Origin of the sequence: Streptomyces sp. NBC_01460 (assembly GCF_036227405.1) — a bacterium.
GTDB lineage: Bacteria > Actinomycetota > Actinomycetes > Streptomycetales > Streptomycetaceae > Streptomyces.
On the sequence record NZ_CP109473.1, the window covers coordinates 5,196,204 to 5,218,291 of the forward strand.

Below are 22,088 nucleotides of genomic sequence, written 5' to 3' on the forward strand. Positions count from 1 at the left end.
ACCGGCCCGTGTGCCGGGAGGCGTCAGTTCGCCACCCGGCTCCGCGGGGCCCGGCAGCGGCCCGCCGCCGCGGCGGCCAGGCGGCCGAGGGCCTCGGCCTTGCCGCAGGGATGGGCGCCCAGCGCCGCGTGGCGGGCCACGATGCTCCTCTCGGCCCGCATCAGCCGCCAGCCGCGCCGCAGCAGGAAGGGGACCGACTTCCGGCCCTCCCGCAGATCCCGCGCCAGGCGCCGTCGGAACGTCGTGGACGGCCTGCCGCGCAGACAGAGCGCGTCCGCCAGCAGCCCCAGCTCCTGGCAGCGCCCCACGATGTCCGCCGCGAAGATGCCCTCCGCGACGAACAGGGGGGTCCGCTCGATGTCCAGCGTCTCGTGGCCGGTCCGCGAACTCGTGGCGATGTCGTACACCGGGACGTCCGTACGTCCCGTCCGGCACAGCTCGGCTATGGCCGCCACGGCCGCTTCCTCGTCCCAGGACAGGGTCGAGTCCCAGTCGATGTCCGCGCTGCCGGTGACCCGGGGCAGTGTCGGATCGTTCGCCTCCTTGTAGAAGTCGTCCAGGCGCAGGACCGGCAGACCGCTGCGGGCGGCGAGGGACGACTTGCCGGAGCCGGACGGACCGGCGAGCAGCACGACGCGCGTGGGGATCGGTTGGGAACTCACAGAACAGAAGTGTGAGGCATTGACCCGCGCAGGGGATCCCCGGGAGGTCCTGTTGGTATCGAGCATCACACCTCAACTACTCTGCGCGCACGGATGATTACCCGATACATCCCGATCAGGTGGGAAAACATGGCACGTCATGCACTGTCCAAGCCCCGGCACCGCGCACTGCTGCGCGCCGGACTGACTCTCACCGCGCTGGGCGCGGCGCTCGGTGCGGGAGGCGCGGCCGCCCAGGCGGCCCCGCTGCCCGCGACGCCCGCCACCGGCTCGGACACCGCGGACAGCACGCTGGGGGCGGTCGGTGACGCCGCGGCACCCGCACTGACCAGCGCGCTCGGCTACGGCCTCGCCGGGGCGGTCAAGCCCGTCACGGACCTGCAGCTCGACCCGCTGGCGGGGACGGGCGTGGACCCGCTGGACAACGCGGTGGGCGCCCAGATCGCCGACTTCAAGCCGGTGACCACGGCACTGGTCACCGACCCGCTGACCAGCGGCGCCGCGCTCGGCGACCTGCCCGTGGTCGGACAGGTGACCGGTCTGATCACCGGCTGACCTACCGTACGCACGCGTGTGGGGCCGCCCGGGGGGCGGCCCCACACCGTGTACGGGGTCAGTACGAGGAGCCGGAGGCCCCCAGGGCACCGGTCGGGTGCCAGACCGTCTTCGTCTCCAGGAAGGCCGTCAGCCGGTGCGTGCCCGGGTCGGCGGACCAGTCCGCTCCGTCCACAGCCTGTGGACGGGAGCGCACGACGCGCTTCAGGTTGTCGGCGGCCGCGACCTCCAGCTCCGTCGCCAGTTCGGCGTCGGCGCCCGTGAGGTCGATCGCGTTGACGTCCTGGTGGGACGCCAGCGGAGCGGCGAGCTCGGCCGTCCTGCCCGACAGGATGTTGACCACACCGCCCGGCAGGTCCGACGTGGCGAGCACCTCGCCCAGGGAGAGCGCGGGCAGCGGTGCGCCGGCCGAGGCGACGACGACCGCGGTGTTGCCCGTGGCGATCACCGGGGCGATCACCGAGACCAGGCCCAGGAACGACGACTCCTGGGGCGCCAGGACCGCGACCACACCGGTCGGCTCCGGGGTGGACAGGTTGAAGAAGGGGCCCGCCACCGGGTTCGCCCCGCCCACGACCTGACCGATCTTGTCCGTCCAGCCCGCGTACCAGACCCAGCGGTCGACCGCCGCGTCGACGACGGCCGCCGCCTTGGACTTCGACAGCCCCTCGGCGTCCGCCACCTCCCGCACGAACTGCTCCCGGCGGCCCTCCAGCATCTCCGCGACGCGGTAGAGGATCTGCCCGCGGTTGTACGCGGTCGCCCCCGACCAGCCGCCGAACGCCTTGCGCGCGGCCACGACCGCGTCACGCGCGTCCTTGCGGGAGGAGTGCGGGGCGTTCGCCAGCCACCTGCCCTTCGAGTCCGTCACCTCGTACACCCGGCCGCTCTCGGAGCGGGGGAACTTGCCCCCGACGTACAGCTTGTAGGTCTTGAAGACGCTCAGTCGCCCGTCAGACATCGAGGTAGGCCTCCAGACCGTGACGGCCGCCCTCGCGGCCGAAGCCCGACTCCTTGTATCCGCCGAACGGCGAGGTCGGGTCGAACTTGTTGAACGTGTTGGCCCACACCACTCCGGCGCGGAGCTTGTTCGCCACCGCGAGGATGCGGGAGCCCTTCTCCGTCCAGATGCCCGCGGAGAGGCCGTACTGGCTGTTGTTGGCCTTGGCGACCGCCTCGTCCGGTGTGCGGAAGGTCAGCACCGACAGCACCGGGCCGAAGATCTCGTCGCGGGCGACCGTGTGCGCCTGGGTGACACCGGTGAAGAGGGTCGGGGCGAACCAGTAGCCCGAGGAGGGCAGGTCGCACGGTGCCGTCCAGCGCTCCGCGCCCTCCGCCTCGCCCGTCTCGACGAGCGCGGTGATCCGGGAGAGCTGCTCCGCGGAGTTGATCGCCCCGATGTCCGTGTTCTTGTCCAGCGGGTCGCCGAGCCGGAGCGTGGACAGCCGGCGCTTGAGGGAGTGCAGCACCTCGTCGTGCACGGACTCCTGGACGAGGAGGCGCGAGCCCGCGCAGCAGACCTGGCCCTGGTTGAAGAAGATGCCGGTGACGATGCCCTCGACGGCCTGGTCGACCGGGGCGTCGTCGAAGACGATGTTGGCGCCCTTGCCGCCCAGTTCGAGCGTGGCCTTCTTCTCCGTGCCCGCGATCTGCCGGGCGATGGCCTTGCCGACGGCGGTGGAGCCGGTGAAGGCGACCTTGTTCACGTCCGGGTGCTCGACGAGGGCCGAGCCCGCGTCGCCGTACCCCGTCAGGATGTTGACGACGCCCTTGGGCAGGCCCGCCTGCCGGCAGACGTCGGCGAAGAACAGGGCCGACAGCGGAGTGGTCTCCGCCGGCTTCAGCACCACCGTGTTGCCGGTGGCGAGGGCCGGGGCGATCTTCCAGGCCAGCATGAGCAGCGGGAAGTTCCACGGGATGATCTGGCCCGCCACGCCGAGCGGACGCGGGTCCGCGCCGTAGCCCGCGTGGTCCAGCTTGTCCGCCCAGCCCGCGTAGTAGAAGAAGTGCGCGGCGACCAGGGGGAGGTCGGCGTCGCGGGTCTCCCGGATGGGCTTGCCGTTGTCCAGGGTCTCCAGGACGGCGAGCTCCCGGGAGCGTTCCTGGACGATCCGGGCGATCCGGAACAGGTACTTGGCACGCTCGGAGCCGGGGAGCGCGGACCACTTCTCGAAGGCCCTGCGGGCCGCCTTCACGGCCCGGTCCACGTCCTCCGCGCCCGCTCGCGCGACCTCGGAGAGCACTTCCTCGGTGGACGGGCTGACCGTCTTGAAGACCTTGCCGTCGGCGGCCTCGGTGAACTCACCGTCGATGAACAGGCCGTACGAGGGCGCGATGTCGACGACGGAGCGGGACTCCGGAGCCGGTGCGTAGTCGAATGCAGATGCCATGGGGATCAGTCCACCGTCACGTAATCGGGGCCGGAGTAACGGCCGGTGCTGAGCTTCTGGCGCTGCATCAGCAGGTCGTTCAGCAGGCTGGAGGCGCCGAAGCGGAACCAGTGGTTGTCCAGCCAGTCCTCGCCCGCCGTCTCGTTCACCAGGACGAGGAACTTGACGGCGTCCTTGGAGGTGCGGATGCCGCCCGCGGGCTTCACGCCGATCTGGACGCCCGTCTGCTCGCGGAAGTCGCGCACGGCCTCCAGCATCAGCAGGGTGTTCGCCGGGGTGGCGTTCGTGCCGACCTTGCCGGTCGAGGTCTTGATGAAGTCCGCGCCCGCCAGCATCCCGAGCCAGGAGGCCCGCCGGATGTTGTCGTACGTGGAGAGCTCGCCGGTCTCGAAGATCACCTTCAGCCGCGCGGAGCCGCACTCGGCCTTCACGGCGACGATCTCCTCGTACACCTTGAGGTAGCGCCCGGAGAGGAAGGCGCCGCGGTCGATCACCATGTCGATCTCGTCGGCCCCGGCCGCCACGGCGTCGCGGACGTCCGCGAGCTTGACGTCCAGCGCGGCGCGTCCCGCGGGGAAGGCCGTCGCGACGGACGCCACCTTCACCCCGGAGCCGGCCAGCGCGGCGACGGCGGTCGCCGCCATGTCGGGGTAGACGCAGACGGCCGCGGTGCGCGGGGTCGTGCGGTCGGTGGGGTCGGGGTTGACCGCCTTCGCGCAGAGGGCCCGGACCTTGCCGGGGGTGTCCGCGCCTTCCAGCGTCGTCAGGTCGATCATCGAGATGGCGAGATCGATGGCGTAGGCCTTGGCGGTCGTCTTGATCGATCGGGTACCGAGGGAGGCGGCCCGCGCTTCGAGACCGACCGTGTCGACGCCGGGCAGCCCGTGCAGGAAGCGGCGCAGCGCACTGTCGGACGCCGTCGCGTCGGCGAATGCAGGAGCAGTGGTGGGCATGGTCACCACATGAGCATATCTACGCGCGTAGCGACCTGTACAGGGCCCTCCCCCTTTCGCGCCTTCCTCCCGCTCCCTCCCCGAGCGGGGCACGGCCGCGCCCCGGACCGCGAGCGGCGTCAGGCAGAATCAGGACCATGACGAGCCCCACACCCCCCGCCGAGCCCGCACACGCCGACCGGACCTACCGGTCGGGCGCCGGGCTGGTCAGCGGCGCGCTGCTCATCCTGCTGGTCGGCTGGATCGGCGGCGACGCGGTGGCCCAGGGGGAGGGGCGGGTGCCGTGGCTCGCGCTGGCCGCGCTGCTGACCGTCGTCCCGCTGATCGTGGCGTTCACGCTGCGTCCGGCCGTGTTCGCCGGCGAGGAGCGGATCCGGATCCGCAACCCGTTCCGCACGATCGTGCTCCCCTGGACGGACGTCTCCAGCGTGCGCGCCGCCTACTCCAGCGAGCTGTTCACCCACGACGGCACCAAGTACCAGCTCTGGGCGGTCCCCGTCTCCCTGCGCGAGCGCAAGCGCGCCGCGAGGAAGGCCGGCCAGCAGGCGCACGACGACCCGTACGGCCGGACCTCCGTGCACGCCGACGTCCGCGACTCCCAGGCCCGGGCGGCCGCCGCCGACCAGGTGGTGGGCGACCTGCGGGAACTGGCCGAGCGCGCCGCCGCCCGCAAGGAACCGGGCACGGTCACCGCGTCCGTGCGCTGGGCCTACGAGGTGATCGCCCCGGCAGCCGTCGGCGCGGTGCTGCTCGTGGTGCTCCTCGCGATCGGCTGAGCGGGGGCCGGGCGGGCCGGGCCGCACTCCTCACCCGGTGCCGCCGCCGCGCGGGAGCGGCACCCCTCACCCGGTGCCGCCCGCCGCGCGGGAGCCGACGTCAGATCCCCGCGGCCGCCGCCAGGTCCCGCTTGATGCCGGCCAGCAGGTCCGCGCCCCGTGCGCGGGCCGCGGGCAGCTCGTCCGCCGAGCCGACCGGGACGACGACCTCCAGATAGCACTTGAGCTTGGGCTCCGTGCCGCTCGGACGGACGATCACGCGGGCGCCCGAGAGGTGGTAGCGCAGGCCGTCCGTGGGCGGCAGCGAGTCCGTGCCCTGCGAGAGGTCCTCCGCCGAGGTGACGGGGAGCCCCGCCAGCGAGGCCGGCGGGGACTCCCGCAGACGGCGCATCGCATCCGCGATGACCGAGAGGTCCTCGACACGGACCGACAGCTGGTCCGTCGCGTGCAGTCCGTGCTCCAGCGCGAGATCGTCGAGCAGGTCCAGGAGGGTGCGGCCCTTCTCCTTGAGCACCGAGACGAGTTCGGCGATCAGCAGGGCGGCCGTGATGCCGTCCTTGTCGCGGACCCCGTCCGGGTCGACGCAGTAGCCCAGGGCCTCCTCGTACCCGTACCGCAGGCCGTCGACGCGGGCGATCCACTTGAAACCCGTCAGCGTCTCCTCGTGGCCGAGACCGGCCTTCTCGGCGATGCGGCCCAGCAGCGACGAGGACACGATCGACTCGGCGAACACACCGGTGGCGCCCCGGTCCACCAGGTGCGCGGCGAGCAGCGCGCCGACCTCGTCGCCGCGCAGCATCCGCCAGTCACCGCCGTCGGGGACGGCGACGGCGCAGCGGTCGGCGTCCGGGTCGTTGGCGATCACGACGTCGGGCCGCGCCCGGCGCGCCGTCGCGAACGCGAGGTCCATCGCGCCGGGCTCCTCCGGGTTGGGGAAGGCGACGGTGGGGAACGCCGGGTCCGGCTCGGCCTGTTCGGCCACGAGCACGGGCTCGGGGAAACCGGCCCGGGCGAAGGCCGCCGTCAGCACGGAGGTGCCGACGCCGTGCAACGCGGTGTGGACGGTCCGCGCGGTGCGGGGCGAGCCCGGGGCGAGGACGGCGTCCGTACGTGCGAGATAGGCGTCCAGCACCTCGTCGCCGAGGACCTCCCAGCCCGACTCCGGGCGCGGTACGCCGCCGAGCGGGCCCACGGCCTCGATCGCGGCGGCGATCTCCGTGTCGGCCGGGGGCACGATCTGCGAGCCGTCGCCGAGGTAGACCTTGTAGCCGTTGTCGCGCGGCGGGTTGTGGCTCGCCGTGACCTCCACGCCGGCGACGGCCCCGAGGTGGCGTATGGCGTACGCGAGGACGGGGGTCGGCAGCGGGCGCGGGAGCACCGCCGCGCGCAGGCCGGCGCCGGTCATCACGGACGCCGTGTCGCGCGCGAAGTCGGCGGACCTGTAGCGGGCGTCGTAGCCGATGACGACGAGCCCTCCGGCCTGCCCCCGCGCCTTCAGGTAGGCAGCCAGTCCGGCGGCCGCGCGGATGACGACGGAGCGGTTCATCCGCATCGGCCCCGCGCCGATCTCGCCGCGCAGGCCGGCCGTGCCGAACTGGAGCGTGCCGGCGAAGCGGTCGGCGAGCGCGGGCTCGTCACCGGCCTCGATGAGGCCTTCGAGCTCCGCCCTCGTCTCGGGGTCGGGGTCCTCGGCGAGCCAGGTCCTGGCGCGGGTGAGGAGATCCTGCTGCACGGTGTCCGCCTTTCTGCGGGTGGGGGAGCGGGGGAGTGGCCGCGGCGCGGGGCTGCCGGGGGCTCTGCCCCGGGCCCCTGCGCCTCAATCGCCGGCGGGGCCGGATTCGGTCGGCCTGTGTCCTCGGTGTGGCGCCGGGCGGGCTGCCGGGGGCTCTGCCCCCGGACCCCCGCGCCGTGAACGCCGACGGGGCTGAATCCGGTCGGCCAGCGCCTCGGGGGAGGCGGGGCCGGCCCGGTGGGGGCCGGGCCCGGTCAGACCCGGTCCAGCACCCGCGCCAGCAGCGCGCCCATGCGCGTGGCCGAGTCGCGGCCGGCCTGGAGGACCTCTTCGTGGTTGAGGGGTTCCCCGCTCAGGCCGGCGGCCAGGTTCGTGACCAGGGAGATGCCCAGCACCTCGGCACCCGCCTCACGCGCCGCGATCGCCTCGAGGACCGTGGACATGCCGACGAGGTCGCCGCCCATGACGCGGACCATGTTGATCTCGGCCGGGGTCTCGTAGTGCGGGCCGGGGAACTGCACGTAGACGCCCTCTTCGAGGGTCGCGTCGATGTCCTTGCAGAGTGCGCGGAGCCGGGGCGAGTAGAGGTCGGTCAGGTCGACGAAGTTCGCGCCCACGATCGGCGAGGCCGCCGTGAGGTTGATGTGGTCGCTGATGAGGACCGGCTGGCCGGGGCGCATGCCCTCGCGCAGGCCACCGCACCCGTTCGTCAGGATGACGGTCCGGCACCCCGCGGCGGCGGCCGTCCGGACGCCGTGCGCGACGGCGGCCACACCGCGGCCCTCGTAGTAGTGCGTGCGGCCCAGGAAGACCAGGGCCCGCTTCTCCCCGATCCTGTACGAGCGGATCGTGCCGCCGTGGCCCTCCACGGCCGGAGCCGGGAACCCGGGAAGCTCGGTGACCGGGAACTCGGCCTCCGGAATGCCGAGCGCATCGCCCGCGGGGGCCCACCCGGAGCCCATCACGAGAGCGACGTCGTGGGTCTCGGCGCCGGTCAGCTCGCGCAGGCGGGCGGCGGCGTCGGCGGCGGCGGCGTACGGGTCGCCCTGGATGTGGTCCGGAATAACAGATGCGTTCACGCGGATGAGGGTAACCGCTGATTCCCTACGCGCGTAGATGCGTCCGTGGAGAGTCTGGCCGGTCGTATTCGTACTTTCGTACAGAAGGGGCCCGGGGGCCGGGTTCAGCAGGGGCGCTTGCGGAGGTTCATCACGTAGTCGTGGGGCGCGCCCGCGGACTCGGCGGCGTCCGCCACCTCGCCCAGGTAGCGGGCCGAGGGCAGCCCGCCCTCGTAGCCGTTGAGGACGTACATCCAGGCCGGTTCCTCGCCGTCCAGCGTGTGCACGCGCACCCGCATGCGCCGGTAGATGTCGAGGCCGACACCCTCCCAGCGGTCCATGGAGTCCTCGTCCATCGGGGCCAGGTCGTACAGCGCGACGAACACCTGGGACCGGGGTGCCTCCACCACCGTGGCCAGCGCGCCCTCCCAGCCCATCTGCTCCCCGCCGAACGTGAGCCGCCAGCCGTTGAGCCAGCCCGTGCCGCGCAGCGGGGAGTGCGGTGCGCGGCGCGTCATCAGCCGCGCGTCGAGGTTGCCGGCGTACGCGGCGTAGAGCGACATGGGGTCGAGGGTACGTGAGGCGGCCTGGGGCGTGAGGGTTCCGGCCAGGATCGTCCCCGGTCGTGGGCGGTCCGCGGGAGCGCGGAGGCCGTGGCCCGGCCAGGCCCGTTCCCGTATGGAGGGCCCCGGGGCGAAGCAGCTTGGCGCGTGCGGGACAATGAACTACGTACTGCATACGCCGGGGCGATCCCCCGGACCCCCGGCCGGGGCGGCAGACGGCCGTGGGATGACACCACGCGAGGCGGACATTTCGTGACCCGGATCGTGATCATCGGCGGCGGCCCCGGCGGCTACGAGGCGGCACTGGTCGGCGCCCAGCTCGGCGCGGAGGTGACCGTCGTCGACTGCGACGGTCTCGGCGGCGCGTCGGTCCTGACCGACTGCGTGCCCTCCAAGACCCTGATCGCGACGGCCGAGGTGATGACCACCTTCGACTCCTCCTACGAGGAGCTCGGCATCATCGTCGCCGACGACACCCCGCACCTGGAGCAGGCCGCGCGGGTGGTCGGTGTCGACCTCGGCAAGGTCAACCGACGGGTCAAGCGCCTCGCGCTCGCCCAGTCGCACGACATCACCGCGTCCGTCACCCGCGCGGGCGCCCGGGTCATGCGCGGCCGGGGCCGGCTGGACGGCCTCCAGGCCGCCGACGGGTCCCGCCAGGTCGTGGTGACCGCCGCCGACGGCACCGAGGAGCGGCTCACCGCCGACGCGGTGCTGATCGCGACCGGTGGCCACCCCCGTGAGATCCCGGACGCCCAGCCGGACGGCGAGCGCATCCTGAACTGGACCCAGGTCTACGACCTGGACGAGCTCCCCGAGGAGCTCATCGTGGTCGGCTCGGGCGTCACCGGCGCCGAGTTCGCCGGTGCCTACCAGGCGCTCGGCTCGCGCGTGACCCTCGTCTCCTCCCGCGACCGGGTGCTCCCGGGCGAGGACCCGGACGCCGCCGCCGTCCTGGAGGACGTCTTCCGGCGCCGCGGCATGAACGTCATGGCCCGCTCCCGCGCCCAGTCCGCCAAGCGCGTCGGCGACCGCGTCGAGGTCACCCTGGCCGACGGCCGCGTCATCTCCGGCACGCACTGCCTGATGGCGGTCGGCGCGATCCCCAACACCGCGGGCATGGGCCTGGAGGAGTCCGGGGTCCAGCTCAAGGAGTCCGGGCACATCCGGACCGACCGGGTCTCCCGCACCAGCGCCCCCGGCGTGTACGCGGCCGGTGACGTCACCGGGATCTTCGCCCTGGCCTCGGTCGCGGCGATGCAGGGCCGCATCGCGATGTACCACTTCCTCGGCGACGCGGTGGCACCGCTGAACCTGAAGACGGTCTCCGCGAACGTCTTCACCGACCCGGAGATCGCCACCGTCGGTTACAGCCAGGCCGACGTCGACTCCGGCAGGATCGACGCCCGTGTCGTGAAGCTGCCGCTGCTGCGGAACCCGCGCGCCAAGATGCAGGGCATCAGGGACGGCTTCGTCAAGATCCTCTGCCGGCCGGGCACCGGCATCGTCGTCGGCGGCTGCGTCGTCGCCCCGAGGGCCAGTGAGCTGATCCACCCGATCTCGCTCGCCGTCGACAACAACCTGACGGTGGAGCAGATCGCCAACGCCTTCACCGTGTACCCGTCGCTGTCCGGCTCGATCGCCGAAGTGGCACGGCAGTTGCACACGCGGAAGAGCGCCGGCGAGGCGTAGCGCGTACCGCTCGTTCACAGGCGGGGCCCCGTATACCACTGCGGGGCCCCGCCTATGTACAACTTCTCTTATTCGGCGCAAACTGCTGAAAAGCAACGTACGGCCAGGTTACTGTCAGTTTCGTGTTCGCTGCAGAACGTCGTCAATTGATCCTCGAAATGGTGCGCGCCAACGGGGCGGTATCGCTCCGTGAGCTCGCCCGCGTCGTCCAGACCTCCGAAGTGACCGTACGGCGGGACGTGCGGGCGCTGGAGGCAGAAGGACTCCTCGACCGCCGGCACGGCGGTGCGGTCTTGCCGGGCGGTTTTACGCGGGAGTCCGGCTTTCCGCAGAAATCCCATCTCTCCACCGCGGAGAAGACCGCCATCGCCGACCTGGCGGCCGGTCTGGTCGGTGAGGGCGAGGCCATCGTGGTCGGCGCCGGAACGACCACGCAGGAGCTGGCCCGCCGGCTCGCGCGGGTGCCCGGCCTGACCGTGGTCACCAACTCGCTGCTGGTCGCCCAGGCGTTGGCCCATGCCAACCGGGTGGAAGTGGTGATGACCGGCGGCACGCTGCGCGGGAGCAACTACGCGCTCGTCGGCAGCGGTGCCGAGCAGTCGCTCCACGGACTGCGCGTGACCCGGGCGTTCCTGTCCGGGAGCGGGCTGACCGCGGAGCGCGGACTGTCCACGTCCAACATGCTCTCCGCGAGTGTGGACCGGGCGCTGGTGCAGGCCGCGGCCGAGGTGGTGGTCCTGGCGGACCACACCAAGCTCGGCTCCGACACCATGTTCCAGACCGTGCCCACGGACCTCATCACCCGTCTGGTGACGGACGAGCCGCCGGTCCACGACGAGCGTGCGGCCACCGAGCTGCAGGCCCTGGCCGACCAGGGGGTGGAGATCACGGTGGCGGGGCCCGACGCGGATTCCGCCGCCGGCGACGCCCTTCCGCAGGGCCGCCAGCCGCGGCAGGACATGCCGCTGCCGGGCCAACGGCGCACCCAGGGCGGCCACGGGGGGCCGGGAGGCCTCGGTCCCCAGCTGCGCAGCGCGGCGGCCATGGCGGAGGGGCCGGTGGGCAGGGTGGCGGATCTGCGGCGCCGGTAGGGGCACCCGGTCGACGAGTCCGTCAGCCGGCTGACGGACCCAAGGGTTCGCCGTCGCCCGGACCGGCCTTCAGTCCGCGCAGTGTCAGCCGCAACAGGCGGTCGGCCAGGGCGGGATCGGCCGGGGTCTGCTCCGCGGCCAGCGCGATCGCGTTCGTCAGCTGCAACAGGTCGTCGATGGACACGTCCGCCCGGACCGAACCGCTCGACTGGGCGCGGGTCAGCAGGCGCGCTCCTGCCTGGCGCAACGGCACATGGCAGGACGTCAGCGCCGAAGTCGCGTCCCCCGGGGCCGACATGAGCGCCTGTGCCAGGCCGCGGTACTCACCCGCATGGGTGACGATCGCACCCAGCCACTCCACCAGCGCGGTGCACGGCCGGTCGGCCTGCGCCAGCTCGCGGGAGCGGGCGAGCAGGGCGGTCAGGGCTTCCTGGAACACCGCGTTCATCAGGGCCTGGCGGTTCGGGAAGTGCCGGTACAAGGTGCCGATGCCCACACCCGCCCGCCGGGCGATGTCCTCCAGCGAGGCGTCCGTGCCCCGGTCGGCGAAGGACGTGCGGGCCTCGCGCAGCAGCCGGTCGTAGTTGCGGCGCGCGTCGGCGCGCATCGGCCGGGCCGGTGTCGGTGCCGTGCTCATGGCCATCGCCCTGTCCTCCTGGTGTCCGCTCCGCGTCCCAAGGATGCCACTGGGGGCCCGGCAGGTGCCGGGCCCCCAGGGGAAGACGGAGCGGGTGCTCAGTCCTTGATCTCGCAGATCGCGGCGCCGGACGACACCGAGGTGCCGACCTCCGCCGCCAGGCCCTTCACCGTGCCCGAGCGGTGGGCGTTGAGGGGCTGCTCCATCTTCATCGCTTCGAGGACGACGATGAGGTCGCCTTCCTTGACCTCCTGGCCTTCCTCGACGGCGATCTTGACGATGGTTCCCTGCATCGGGGAGGCGAGGGTGTCGCCGGAGGCGGCCGAGCCGGCCTTCTTCGCCGCGCGGCGCTTGGGCTTCGCCCCGGCGGCGAGGCCGGTGCGCGCCAGGCTCATGCCGAGCGAGGAGGGGAGGGAGACCTCCAGGCGCTTGCCGCCGACCTCGACGACGACGGTCTCGCGGCCGGACTCCTCGTCGGCATCCTGGTCCGCGGGGACCGCGAAGGGCTTGATCTCGTTGACGAACTCCGTCTCGATCCACCGGGTGTGGATCCGGAAGGGGTCCGAGGTGAACGCCGGGTCCGCGACGACCGCACGGTGGAAGGGGATGGCGGTCGCCATGCCCTCGACCTGGAACTCGGCCAGGGCGCGCGCGGCGCGCTGAAGGGCCTGCTCGCGGGTCGCGCCCGTCACGATCAGCTTGGCCAGGAGGGAGTCCCAGGCCGGGCCGATGACGCTGCCGGACTCGACACCGGCGTCCAGGCGGACGCCCGGACCGGTCGGCGGGGCGAAGAGGGTGACGGTGCCGGGGGCGGGCAGGAAGCCACGGCCCGGGTCCTCACCGTTGATGCGGAACTCGAAGGAGTGCCCGCGCACCGCGGGGTCGCCGTAGCCGAGCTCCTCGCCGTCGGCGATGCGGAACATCTCGCGCACGAGGTCGAGGCCGGTGACCTCCTCGGTGACCGGGTGCTCGACCTGGAGGCGGGTGTTGACCTCCAGGAAGCTGATCGTGCCGTCGACACCGACGAGGAACTCGACGGTGCCGGCGCCGACGTAGCCGGCTTCCTTCAGGATCGCCTTCGACGCCGCGTACAGCTCCGCGTTCTGGGCCTCGGACAGGAACGGCGCCGGGGCCTCCTCCACGAGCTTCTGGTGGCGGCGCTGGAGCGAGCAGTCACGGGTGGAGACGACGACGACGTTGCCGTGGGTGTCGGCCAGGCACTGGGTCTCCACGTGCCGGGGCTTGTCGAGGTAGCGCTCCACGAAGCACTCCCCGCGGCCGAACGCCGCGACGGCCTCACGGACGGCGGAGTCGTAGAGCTCGGGGATCTCCTCCAGCGTGCGGGCCACCTTCAGGCCGCGGCCGCCACCGCCGAAGGCGGCCTTGATCGCGATCGGCAGGCCGTTCTTCTCGGCGAACTCCACGACCTCGGCCGAGCCGGACACCGGGTCGGGCGTGCCGGCCACCAGCGGGGCGCCGGCGCGCTGGGCGATGTGACGGGCCGCGACCTTGTCGCCGAGGTCCCGGATCGCCTGCGGCGGCGGGCCGATCCACGTCAGACCGGCGTCCAGCACGGCCTGGGCGAACTCCGCGTTCTCCGACAGGAAGCCGTAACCGGGGTGGATCGCGTCCGCCCCGGAGTCCTTCGCGGCCTGGAGCACCTTGGCCATGTCCAGATAGCTGGCGGCCGGGGTGTCACCGCCCAGAGCGAACGCCTCGTCGGCCGCGCGCACATGCAGAGCGTCCCGGTCCGGATCGGCGTAGACGGCCACGCTCGCGATTCCGGCATCCCGGCAAGCCCGAGCAACACGGACAGCGATTTCGCCACGGTTGGCGATGAGCACCTTGCGCACGATGACTCCCTCCTTGAGAACAAGCTGAGTTTAGGGACTACCGACACGGCCGTACGACCCGTCCCCAATAGTGAACTTGCCCACACGGAGTGTGATTCGAGGCTTGCTCGAGTCGCGAAATCCCTTGTCGCACCACGGTACGCCGGGATCCTCAACCGCACAGTAGCCACGAAGTGTGGCCCAAGTCTCTGTCCGGACGGTCAACGCCGCGCGGCGTTTCTTTGTGGAGTCCCTACGAACGGCCGAGGGAAACTTTGCCCCGGCGGCGGGGCGGCGCCCCGTGCGCACGAGCCGTGCGCTTCCTCTTGTCCGGAGCATTACCGGTTAGTAGGGTCCGCGCTACCGCACGTACTACAGGTAACAGGGGGTGGCGCCGTGGTGCGCAGACCAGTGGCCTTCGTGACCGCGATCGTTCTGTTCGTGGAAGCCGTGGGCATCGTGCTCGTCAACGGCGTCCTCGCGACGGTCGCCGGCAACCAGAGCATGTCCCTGGCCGGGATGGATCCTGACGCCATGGTCACCGGCACCTGGGTGATGGGCGGTGTCTCCGGTGCCCTGCTGGTGCTCTGCGGGCTCGTACCGCTGCTGGCGGCGATACGGGACCGGGCCCCCGGCCGCTTCGGCAGGATCACCCTCATCGCGTGCGCGGTCGTGCACGGGGTGCTGGGAGCGCTGGCGGTCGGACTGATCGGCTGGGCGGCCTTCGCGTTCCTGATGGCCGTCCTCGCGCTGATCGTGCTCACCCTGGTGACCTTCGACCGGCGTGAGCCGGAGACGAGGGCCGAGGGGCCGGGCGTCGAGGGGACGCCGGCCCCGGTGTGAGACGGCCGCCGCTCAGACCCACAAGTCGGTGATGGGGGTGCCCAGTTCGCCGAGCAGACTGCGCAGCAGCGGCAGCGACAGGCCGATGACGTTGCCGTGGCTGCCCTCGATCGCCTCGACGAACGGCGCCGAGCGGCCGTCCAGGGTGAACGCCCCTGCCACGTGGAGGGGCTCGCCCGAAGCGACGTAGGCCGCCACCTCGGCGTCCGTCGGCTCGCCGAACCTGACGACGGTGGACGCGGTCGCCGACGCCGTACGGCCGGTGGCCGTGTCGATGACGCTGTGGCCCGTCTGCAGGATGCCGGACCGGCCGCGCATCGACTTCCAGCGGGCGGTGGCCTCCTCGGCGTCGGCGGGCTTGCCGTACGCCTCGCCGTCCAGCTCCAGCACCGAGTCGCACCCGACGACGAGCGCGCCCGCGGCCTCCGGCCGGGAAGCCACCGCGGCTGCCTTCGCCCGTGCCAGGACGAGCGCCAGCTCGCCCGGAGTGGGAGCCGTGATCGCGTCCTCGTCCACCCCGCTGACGATCACCTCGGGGGCGAGGCCCGCCTGGCGCAGGAGTCCGAGACGGGCGGGGGACGCGGAGGCGAGGACGAGGCGACGCTGATCAGTCATGCCCGCCATCGTAGGCGGGGCCGGAGGCCTCCGGGAGCCCGGCGGATCACGGCCGGGACGCCCTCAGCGGGTCCCCAGCACGACCATCGCCACGACCATGGCCAGCGCCAGCAGCAGACCCGCGCGACGCATCATGTCCTGGGCGTCGCGCAGTTCCTTCGGCGGCTTGTTCTCGGGGTCGGACCACAGCATGGTCCCGATGGTGCTCCGGACGCGGCCGCGGCGCCTGAGTACGGGTACTCAAGCGCCGCCGGAAGCCCCGCCTCAGGAGGGCCAGTACGTCCGCGCCCAGGACCGGGGCCCCGGCCGGAGCGCGCCCTGCCGGGCGATCCGGCCCGGGTCGGACCACTGCTCGGGCGGCAGCGGGGCGCCGGACGGGACGGCGGCCACCGCCGCCGCGCGCGCCCGGACCACGGCGAGGGCCGCGGCGAGCTCCTCCGGGGTCGGATTGCCCCGTACGACCTTGATCATGGTGGCTCCCGGTGGTTAGAGGGGGATGTTGCCGTGCTTCTTCGGCGGCAGCGACTCGCGCTTCGTGCGGAGCTGGCGCAGGCCCTTCACCAGGTGCGCCCGGGTGTCGGACGGCATGATCACCGCGTCGACGTAGCCGCGCTCGGCGGCGACGTACGGGTTGAGGAGCGCGTCCTCGTAGTCGGTCATCAGCTCGGCGCGGGTGGCGTCGGGGTCGTCGGCGGCGGCGATGGTGCGGCGGTGCAGGATGTTCACCGCTCCCTGGGCGCCCATCACGGCGATCTGCGCGGTCGGCCAGGCCAGGTTGAGGTCGGCGCCCAGGTGCTTGGAGCCCATGACGTCGTACGCGCCGCCGAACGCCTTGCGGGTGATGACCGTGATCAGCGGGACGGTCGCCTCCGCGTAGGCGTAGATGAGCTTGGCGCCGCGCCGGATGATCCCGCCGTACTCCTGGTCGACGCCGGGCAGGAAGCCGGGCACGTCGACGAAGGTGAGGACCGGCACGTTGAACGCGTCGCACGTACGGACGAAGCGCGCGGCCTTCTCGCTCGCGTCGATGTCCAGACAGCCGGCGAACTGCATCGGCTGGTTGGCGACGATGCCGACCGGGTAGCCCTCGACGCGCCCGAAGCCGGTGATGATGTTCGGTGCGAACAGGGCCTGGGTCTCCAGGAACTCGCCGTCGTCGAGCACGTGCTCGATGGCGGTGTGCATGTCGTAGGGCTGGTTCGCCGAGTCCGGGATGAGCGTGTCGAGCTCGCGGTCCTCGTCCGTGGTCTCCAGGTCGGCCTCCTCCGGGAAGGCCGGGGCCTCCGAGAGGTTGTTCGACGGGAGATAGGACAGCAGGGACTTGACGTACTCGATGGCGTCCTTCTCGTCGCCCGCCATGTGGTGGGCCACGCCGGACGTGGTGTTGTGGGTGCGGGCGCCGCCCAGCTCCTCGAAGCCGACGTCCTCACCGGTGACGGTCTTGATGACGTCGGGCCCGGTGATGAACATGTGCGAGGTCTGGTCGACCATGACCGTGAAGTCGGTGATGGCGGGGGAGTAGACCGCACCGCCCGCGCACGGCCCGACGATCAGGGAGATCTGCGGGACGACGCCCGAGGCGTGCACGTTGCGGCGGAAGATCTCGGCGAACAGCCCGAGCGCGGCCACACCCTCCTGGATACGGGCGCCGCCGCCGTCGTTGATGCCGATCACGGGGCAGCCGGTCTTCATCGCGAAGTCCATGACCTTGACGATCTTCTCGCCGTAGACCTCGCCGAGCGAGCCGCCGAAGATGGTGAAGTCCTGCGAGTACACGCAGACGGGGCGGCCGTCGACCGTGCCGTACCCGGTGACGACACCGTCCCCGTAAGGGCGGTTCTTCTCGATGCCGAAGTTGGTCGACCGGTGCCGTGCGAACTCGTCGAGCTCCACGAACGAACCTTCGTCGAGCAGGAGCTCGACCCGCTCACGGGCGGTCAACTTGCCCTTCGCGTGCTGCTTTTCGACGGCACGGGCGGAACCTGCGTGTGTGGCCTCTTCGATACGGCGCTGCAGGTCCGCGATCTTGCCCGCGGTGGTGTGGATGTCGCTCTGCGGCTCGGACATCGGGTGGCGGCTCCCTGCCTGGTCACGGGGACGGCTGGTACATCCGGTAGACGTGCTGGACCGGTTCGTGCTCGACGGCGGCCCGCTCGTCGGCGGGCCTTGCTACTGACCCGTAGCGTATCGGCGCGGATACGGTTCGGCAGTGCGTCGTTGGCCACACCTAATGTGGGTTGCATGACTCCTCCCGATGCGCCGCACAACCGCTGGTCGGACCTCGACAGGCCGCCCCTGAACGCCGCTGCGCTGCGCCGCGGACTGCTGCGGCCCGACGGTCTGTGGACCTCGCTCGACATCGTCGAGGCGACCGGCTCCACCAACTCCGACCTCGCGGCCCGGGCCGCGGGCGGAGGGCTGGCCGAAGGCACGGTGCTGGTCGCCGAGGAGCAGACCGCGGGCCGCGGGCGGCTCGACCGGACCTGGACGGCGCCGCCCCGCTCCGGCCTCTTCCTCTCCGTCCACCTGACCCCCGGCACGGTGCCCGTGGAGCGCTGGGGATGGCTTCCGCTGCTGGCCGGGGTCGCCGCCGCCACGGGCCTCGCGCAGGCCGCGGGCGTCGACATGGCACTGAAATGGCCCAACGACCTCCTGGTGACCATCGGCGGCACGGAACGCAAGACCGGCGGCATCCTCGCCGAGCGCGCCGGGGACGGCGTCGTGATCGGCATCGGGGTCAACGTGTCGCTGCGGGCGGCCGAGCTGCCCGCCCCGCACGCCGGTTCGCTGGCGCTCGCCGGCGCGGTCTCCACCGACCGCGAGACCTTGCTCCGGGCCGTCCTGCGGTCGCTGGAACAGTGGTACGGGCAGTGGCGGGACGCCGGCGGCGACGCCGCCGAGAGCGGGCTCCAGGCCGCCTACGCGGCGGGATGCGCCACCCTCGACCGGACGGTGCGGGCGGAGCTGCCGGGCGACCGGTCCGTCGTCGGCGAGGCCGTCGCGATCGACGGCGACGGACGTCTCGTGCTGGCGACGGGCGACGGGATCCAGGAGCCCGTGTCGGCCGGAGACATCGTCCACCTGCGCGGGGAGGGCGGAGGCCTCACCTGATCCGGCGCTGCGCACATACGGGTGACGTCAGGTGCGCACGGGGCGCCGGACAGGTGAGAACCGCGCCACCGGCGACGTGAGCCAGGGCACACCTGCCGTATCGTTGAGGCGATCCAGCGACAGATCGGCAGGGCAGTGCGCAGGGAACGGGCAGGAGGCGGCCGGTGACCGTCGACGACACGAACTCCGACGACGGCGCGGAGCCCTCGTCGGGGGCGTCGGTCCACTCGACACCGCATCACGAGGTCGACCACACGGCGGAACCGACCGACGACCCGCTGGCCATCCGGCTGGAGGCCCTGATCCTGGGGGCCGACCGCCGCTACACGCCGTTCCAGGCGGCCAGGACGGCCGGGGTCTCCATGGACCTGGCGTCCCGGTTCTGGCGGGCCATGGGCTTCGCCGACATCGGACAGGCCAAGGCGCTCACCGAGGCCGACGTGCTGGCACTGCGCCGGCTCGCCGGTCTCGTGGAGGCGGGGCTGCTCAGCGAGCCGATGGCGATCCAGGTGGCCCGGTCCACCGGACAGACCACCGCCCGGCTCGCGGAGTGGCAGATCGACTCCTTCCTGGCAGGGCTGACCGAGCCTCCCGAGCCGGGCATGACCCGCACCGAGGTCACGTATCCGCTGATCGAGCTGCTCCTGCCGGAGCTGCAGGAGTTCCTGGTGTACGTGTGGCGGCGCCAGCTGGCCGCCGCGACGGGCCGGGTCGTGCAGACCGGGGACGACGAGGAGATGGTCGACCGGCGGCTCGCCGTGGGCTTCGCCGACCTCGTCGGCTTCACCCGGCTGACCCGGCGGCTGGAGGAGGAGGAGCTCGGCGAGCTGGTCGAGGCCTTCGAGACGACTTCCGCCGACCTGGTTGCCGCCCACGGGGGACGGCTCATCAAGACCCTCGGTGACGAGGTGCTCTTCGCCGCGGACGACGCGGGCACGGCGGGCGAGATAGCGCTCCGGCTGGTCGAGGCGATGGCCCAGGACACGACCATGCCCGCGCTGCGCGTCGGCATCGCCTTCGGCACGGTCACCACGCGCATGGGCGACGTCTTCGGCACGACGGTGAACCTGGCCAGCCGGCTCACGTCGATAGCGCCGAAGGACGCGGTGCTGGTGGACGGCGCCTTCGCCGAGGAGCTGATCAGGAACGGCGACGCCCCCGCCTCCGAGACGCAGGCGGCCGAGGAGGTCGCCGCGGCGGCCGAGCGCGCCCGGCTCGCGGAGAAGGAGGGCCGACCGGATGACGCGGAGCCCCCTCTGCCGACGTACCGCTTCGGGCTGCAGCCGATGTGGCAGCGGCCGGTGCGCGGGCTGGGCGTGGTGGAGCCGTGGCTCCTGGCCCGGCGCGGCAAGCCGTCGGCCTGACGCGGTGGGCGGGGCACGTCACCGCGCCCCGCCGGGGGCCGTTGAGGCCCGCTCACCCGACTGCCTAGGATCCCGGTAACGCTCGTTAACCGTCAGGGGTGCAGTCATGGGTGTCACGTCGGAGCAGAGGTTCGGGGAGTTCGTCGTCGTACGGCGGCACGAGGGCCGGGAGCACGTGGCCGAGCTGGTGCTCGACCGCCCGAAGGCGATGAACGCCGTGAGCACCGCCATGGCGGTCTCCATCGCCGAGGCCTGCGCCGCGCTCGGAGCCGACCAGGGCGTACGGGCCACCGTGCTCACGTCCAGCCACGAGCGGGCCTTCTGCGTGGGCGCGGACCTCAAGGAGCGGAACTCCTTCACCGACGCCGAGCTCGTCCGGCAGCGGCCCACGGCCAGGGCCGCGTACACCGGGGTGCTGGAGCTGCCGATGCCGGTCGTCGCCGCCGTGCACGGCTTCGCCCTCGGCGGTGGCTTCGAGCTCGCGCTGGCCTGTGACGTGATCGTGGCCGACCGCACGGCCGTGGTCGGCCTGCCCGAGGTGTCCGTCGGCGTCATCCCGGGCGGAGGCGGTACGCAGCTGCTGCCCCGGAGGGTCGGCGCGGCGCGCGCCGCCGAGCTGGTCTTCACCGCCCGGAGGGTGGAGGCGGCCGAGGCGCGCGAGCTGGGCCTGGTCGACGAGCTGGTCGAGGCGGGCCGGGACCGGGAGGAGGCACTGGCCCTCGGCGGCCGTATCGCGGCGAACTCCCCGGTGGGGCTCCGGGCCGCCAAGCGGGCGCTGAGGCTGGGCCAGGGGCTCGATCTGCGGGCCGGGCTCGAGGTGGAGGACGCCGCGTGGCGCTCCGTGGCCTTCTCCGGGGACCGTGCCGAGGGGGTGGCCGCGTTCAACGAGAAGCGGAAGCCCAGCTGGCCCGGGGAATGAGCAGGAAGACGTTCTGAAGATCATCAGCGCCGCCAACTGCTCATATACGGGTAAAGCTACCTAAGGTGGGGCAATGGGCGGTGATGATGCGCGCCTGCGCGCAGTGGTTGGGCTGGCACAGACGATGGCGGCGGCCTACACCGCACGTGAGTCCTGGCGTGCCGCCGCGGTGGGGGCGTGCCAGGCGCTGGGCGGCAGCTTCGCCGCCCTCTCCGTGTGGGAGCGGGAGCAGGGCAGGCTGCGCGTGCTGGTGAACGTGGGGGAGCGGGCCGAGGGCGAGGAGGAGTTCCCCGAGAGCGAGTCCTACCCCGTGCACCAGTTCCCGGAGATCACCGAATTCCTCCACGAGCGCTGGGCGGGCGGGGGTGAGCCCGACGCCTGGGTGGAGACCGCCGACGGCGGTCCGGGCGCCGGCGGCCCGGCCCGGGGGGCCCGCCCCTACTGCCACCAGCGGGTCGCCGCGCTGCGCCGCCGCGGGCGGGGCTGCTGTGTGGTGGCGCCGATCGTGCTGCACGGGCGCGCCTGGGGCGAGCTGTACGTGGCCCGTCCGGCGGGGGCCCCGGTGTTCGACCGGGACGACGCGGACTTCGCCACCGTGCTGGCCGCCGTCGCCGCGGCGGGGATCGCGCAGACCGAGCGGCTGGAGGAGGTCCGCACGCTGGCCTTCACGGACCCGCTGACCGGCCTCGCCAACCGCAGGGCCGTCGACCTCCGGCTCGACGAGGCGGTGGACCTGCACCGTTCCGAGGGTGCCGTGGTCAGCCTGGTCGTCTGCGATCTGAACGGACTCAAGGCGGTCAACGACACGCACGGCCACGCGTTCGGCGACCGGCTGCTGGAACGTTTCGGCTCGGTGCTCTCGCTCTGCGGCGCGATGCTCCCGGGGGCGCTGTCCGCGCGTCTGGGCGGGGACGAGTTCTGCCTGCTGACCGTCGGGCCCTCGGCGGACGACGTGGTCGGGGTCTCCGAGGAGCTCTGCGCCCGCGCCGTGGCCCTGGAGCTCGGCGACGGGGTCGCCTGCGGTGTCGCGTCCACGGGGGACGACATCGGGCCGGTCCACTCGGCGCGCCGGCTCTTCCGCCTGGCGGACGCCGCCCAGTACCAGGCGAAGGCGGCGCACTCCCGGCGGCCGGTGGTCGCGGGGCGCGACGGTGACGTGATCCGGCTCGCCGACTCCCCGCCCAGGTCCCCCCACGACCGCCGCAGGCTGCGCGGCAACCCGCCCGGCGGCGATCGGTAAGGGGTCAACCGCACGACCACTGGTGACATGGCGGGTTTCAGTCCGTAGGCTTCTG

At 72.6% G+C, this 22,088-nt stretch carries 22 protein-coding genes; 9 read left to right on the top strand and 13 right to left on the bottom strand.

The features are described 5' to 3' along the window. Positions 1 to 23: 23 nt before the first annotated feature. Entirely contained in the window at positions 24 to 728 is a 705-nt protein-coding gene (locus tag OG488_RS23530) for a uridine kinase family protein (RefSeq protein WP_329232156.1), read from the bottom strand. A gap of 63 nt (positions 729 to 791) precedes the next feature. Here OG488_RS23530 and OG488_RS23535 point away from each other — a divergent pair, with 63 nt between their 5' ends. Further along, positions 792 to 1,217, top strand: coding sequence for a hypothetical protein (locus tag OG488_RS23535; RefSeq protein ID WP_329232158.1), 426 nt, complete (start codon positions 792 to 794; stop codon positions 1,215 to 1,217). Between the two features lie 58 nt (positions 1,218 to 1,275). Here the strand turns inward: OG488_RS23535 and OG488_RS23540 are convergent, their stop codons facing one another. Genes OG488_RS23540 through deoC form a run of 3 tightly spaced genes read right to left on the bottom strand, consistent with a single transcriptional unit; the run spans position 1,276 to position 4,560 of the window. Further along, positions 1,276 to 2,178 carry an aldehyde dehydrogenase family protein gene (locus tag OG488_RS23540; RefSeq protein WP_329232160.1) on the bottom strand — a complete coding sequence of 301 codons (903 nt, stop codon included), beginning with the start codon at positions 2,176 to 2,178 and terminating at the stop codon, positions 1,276 to 1,278. Further along, on the bottom strand, positions 2,171 to 3,607 hold the full coding sequence (locus OG488_RS23545; protein ID WP_329232162.1) for an aldehyde dehydrogenase family protein: 1,437 nt from the start codon (positions 3,605 to 3,607) through the stop codon (positions 2,171 to 2,173). Before OG488_RS23545 ends, OG488_RS23540 begins: the two co-directional genes overlap by 8 nt. Positions 3,608 to 3,612: 5 nt before the next feature. Beyond that, positions 3,613 to 4,560: a deoxyribose-phosphate aldolase gene (gene deoC, locus OG488_RS23550; RefSeq protein ID WP_329238955.1), complete on the bottom strand. Its 948-nt coding sequence runs from the start codon at positions 4,558 to 4,560 to the stop codon at positions 3,613 to 3,615. Positions 4,561 to 4,697: 137 nt separating this feature from the next. On the opposite strand from deoC, the gene OG488_RS23555 reads away from it, so the two are divergent. Then, on the top strand, positions 4,698 to 5,336 hold the full coding sequence (locus OG488_RS23555) for a PH domain-containing protein (protein WP_329232163.1): 639 nt from the start codon (positions 4,698 to 4,700) through the stop codon (positions 5,334 to 5,336). Positions 5,337 to 5,436: 100 nt separating this feature from the next. Here OG488_RS23555 and OG488_RS23560 read toward each other — a convergent pair whose 3' ends face one another. The 3 genes from OG488_RS23560 to OG488_RS23570 form a co-directional block, all read right to left on the bottom strand. Further along, positions 5,437 to 7,068 (bottom strand): phospho-sugar mutase, encoded by a 1,632-nt coding sequence (locus OG488_RS23560; RefSeq protein WP_329232165.1) that lies wholly within the window; start codon positions 7,066 to 7,068, stop codon positions 5,437 to 5,439. 254 nt (positions 7,069 to 7,322) lie between these two features. Beyond that, a complete protein-coding gene (locus OG488_RS23565; protein ID WP_329232167.1) occupies positions 7,323 to 8,147 on the bottom strand; it encodes a purine-nucleoside phosphorylase in 825 nt (274 codons plus the stop codon). 104 nt (positions 8,148 to 8,251) lie between these two features. Continuing rightward, complete coding sequence (locus OG488_RS23570) at positions 8,252 to 8,689, bottom strand: gamma-glutamylcyclotransferase (RefSeq protein WP_033297850.1); 438 nt, start codon at positions 8,687 to 8,689, stop codon at positions 8,252 to 8,254. A 252-nt stretch (positions 8,690 to 8,941) separates the two neighbouring features. Between OG488_RS23570 and OG488_RS23575 the strand changes: the two genes are divergently transcribed. Both OG488_RS23575 and OG488_RS23580 read left to right on the top strand, forming a co-directional pair. Continuing rightward, positions 8,942 to 10,381: an NAD(P)H-quinone dehydrogenase gene (locus OG488_RS23575; RefSeq protein WP_329232168.1), complete on the top strand. Its 1,440-nt coding sequence runs from the start codon at positions 8,942 to 8,944 to the stop codon at positions 10,379 to 10,381. Between the two features lie 122 nt (positions 10,382 to 10,503). Further along, positions 10,504 to 11,472 carry a DeoR/GlpR family DNA-binding transcription regulator gene (locus OG488_RS23580; protein ID WP_329232170.1) on the top strand — a complete coding sequence of 323 codons (969 nt, stop codon included), beginning with the start codon at positions 10,504 to 10,506 and terminating at the stop codon, positions 11,470 to 11,472. Positions 11,473 to 11,494: 22 nt separating this feature from the next. Here OG488_RS23580 and OG488_RS23585 read toward each other — a convergent pair whose 3' ends face one another. Continuing rightward, positions 11,495 to 12,115: a TetR/AcrR family transcriptional regulator gene (locus OG488_RS23585; protein WP_329232172.1), complete on the bottom strand. Its 621-nt coding sequence runs from the start codon at positions 12,113 to 12,115 to the stop codon at positions 11,495 to 11,497. A gap of 92 nt (positions 12,116 to 12,207) precedes the next feature. Next, on the bottom strand, positions 12,208 to 13,962 hold the full coding sequence (locus OG488_RS23590; RefSeq protein WP_329232174.1) for an acetyl/propionyl/methylcrotonyl-CoA carboxylase subunit alpha: 1,755 nt from the start codon (positions 13,960 to 13,962) through the stop codon (positions 12,208 to 12,210). A 378-nt stretch (positions 13,963 to 14,340) separates the two neighbouring features. Between OG488_RS23590 and OG488_RS23595 the strand changes: the two genes are divergently transcribed. Beyond that, complete coding sequence (locus tag OG488_RS23595; RefSeq protein WP_329238958.1) at positions 14,341 to 14,784, top strand: hypothetical protein; 444 nt, start codon at positions 14,341 to 14,343, stop codon at positions 14,782 to 14,784. Between the two features lie 12 nt (positions 14,785 to 14,796). On the opposite strand, the gene OG488_RS23600 is transcribed toward OG488_RS23595, so the two are convergent. From OG488_RS23600 to OG488_RS23615, 4 genes are all read right to left on the bottom strand, one after another. Then, positions 14,797 to 15,408, bottom strand: a complete 612-nt coding sequence (locus OG488_RS23600; RefSeq protein ID WP_329232175.1) for a nucleoside triphosphate pyrophosphatase — start codon at positions 15,406 to 15,408, stop codon at positions 14,797 to 14,799. A 54-nt stretch (positions 15,409 to 15,462) separates the two neighbouring features. Further along, complete coding sequence (gene mmpB, locus OG488_RS23605; protein WP_329232177.1) at positions 15,463 to 15,591, bottom strand: morphogenic membrane protein MmpB; 129 nt, start codon at positions 15,589 to 15,591, stop codon at positions 15,463 to 15,465. A 72-nt stretch (positions 15,592 to 15,663) separates the two neighbouring features. Next, the gene (locus OG488_RS23610) at positions 15,664 to 15,870 is read right to left on the bottom strand and encodes an acyl-CoA carboxylase epsilon subunit (RefSeq protein ID WP_329232178.1); all 207 of its coding nucleotides are present in this window, start codon (positions 15,868 to 15,870) and stop codon (positions 15,664 to 15,666) included. A gap of 15 nt (positions 15,871 to 15,885) precedes the next feature. Continuing rightward, positions 15,886 to 17,466 (bottom strand): acyl-CoA carboxylase subunit beta, encoded by a 1,581-nt coding sequence (locus tag OG488_RS23615; protein WP_329232180.1) that lies wholly within the window; start codon positions 17,464 to 17,466, stop codon positions 15,886 to 15,888. A 174-nt stretch (positions 17,467 to 17,640) separates the two neighbouring features. On the opposite strand from OG488_RS23615, the gene OG488_RS23620 reads away from it, so the two are divergent. From OG488_RS23620 to OG488_RS23635, 4 genes are all read left to right on the top strand, one after another. Beyond that, positions 17,641 to 18,510, top strand: coding sequence for a biotin--[acetyl-CoA-carboxylase] ligase (locus OG488_RS23620; RefSeq protein ID WP_329232182.1), 870 nt, complete (start codon positions 17,641 to 17,643; stop codon positions 18,508 to 18,510). Between the two features lie 164 nt (positions 18,511 to 18,674). Beyond that, complete coding sequence (locus OG488_RS23625; RefSeq protein WP_329232183.1) at positions 18,675 to 19,874, top strand: adenylate/guanylate cyclase domain-containing protein; 1,200 nt, start codon at positions 18,675 to 18,677, stop codon at positions 19,872 to 19,874. A gap of 106 nt (positions 19,875 to 19,980) precedes the next feature. Then, positions 19,981 to 20,793, top strand: a complete 813-nt coding sequence (locus OG488_RS23630; RefSeq protein ID WP_329232184.1) for an enoyl-CoA hydratase/isomerase family protein — start codon at positions 19,981 to 19,983, stop codon at positions 20,791 to 20,793. A 73-nt stretch (positions 20,794 to 20,866) separates the two neighbouring features. After that, positions 20,867 to 22,033, top strand: coding sequence for a GGDEF domain-containing protein (locus OG488_RS23635; RefSeq protein ID WP_329232185.1), 1,167 nt, complete (start codon positions 20,867 to 20,869; stop codon positions 22,031 to 22,033). Positions 22,034 to 22,088 lie beyond the last annotated feature (55 nt).

Excerpts from the sequence above, each read along its gene's own strand:
- OG488_RS23530 (WP_329232156.1), bottom strand. The coding sequence starts at position 728 with ATGCTCGATACCAACAGGACCTCCCGGGGATCCCCTGCGCGGGTCAAT.
- OG488_RS23535 (WP_329232158.1), top strand. The coding sequence starts at position 792 with ATGGCACGTCATGCACTGTCCAAGCCCCGGCACCGCGCACTGCTGCGC.
- OG488_RS23540 (WP_329232160.1), bottom strand. The coding sequence starts at position 2,178 with ATGTCTGACGGGCGACTGAGCGTCTTCAAGACCTACAAGCTGTACGTC.
- OG488_RS23545 (WP_329232162.1), bottom strand. The coding sequence starts at position 3,607 with ATGGCATCTGCATTCGACTACGCACCGGCTCCGGAGTCCCGCTCCGTC.
- deoC (WP_329238955.1), bottom strand. The coding sequence starts at position 4,560 with ATGCCCACCACTGCTCCTGCATTCGCCGACGCGACGGCGTCCGACAGT.
- OG488_RS23555 (WP_329232163.1), top strand. The coding sequence starts at position 4,698 with ATGACGAGCCCCACACCCCCCGCCGAGCCCGCACACGCCGACCGGACC.
- OG488_RS23570 (WP_033297850.1), bottom strand. The coding sequence starts at position 8,689 with ATGTCGCTCTACGCCGCGTACGCCGGCAACCTCGACGCGCGGCTGATG.
- OG488_RS23585 (WP_329232172.1), bottom strand. The coding sequence starts at position 12,115 with ATGGCCATGAGCACGGCACCGACACCGGCCCGGCCGATGCGCGCCGAC.
- OG488_RS23600 (WP_329232175.1), bottom strand. The coding sequence starts at position 15,408 with ATGGCGGGCATGACTGATCAGCGTCGCCTCGTCCTCGCCTCCGCGTCC.
- mmpB (WP_329232177.1), bottom strand. The coding sequence starts at position 15,591 with ATGCTGTGGTCCGACCCCGAGAACAAGCCGCCGAAGGAACTGCGCGAC.
- OG488_RS23610 (WP_329232178.1), bottom strand. The coding sequence starts at position 15,870 with ATGATCAAGGTCGTACGGGGCAATCCGACCCCGGAGGAGCTCGCCGCG.
- OG488_RS23615 (WP_329232180.1), bottom strand. The coding sequence starts at position 17,466 with ATGTCCGAGCCGCAGAGCGACATCCACACCACCGCGGGCAAGATCGCG.
- OG488_RS23620 (WP_329232182.1), top strand. The coding sequence starts at position 17,641 with ATGACTCCTCCCGATGCGCCGCACAACCGCTGGTCGGACCTCGACAGG.
- OG488_RS23630 (WP_329232184.1), top strand. The coding sequence starts at position 19,981 with ATGGGTGTCACGTCGGAGCAGAGGTTCGGGGAGTTCGTCGTCGTACGG.
- OG488_RS23635 (WP_329232185.1), top strand. The coding sequence starts at position 20,867 with ATGGGCGGTGATGATGCGCGCCTGCGCGCAGTGGTTGGGCTGGCACAG.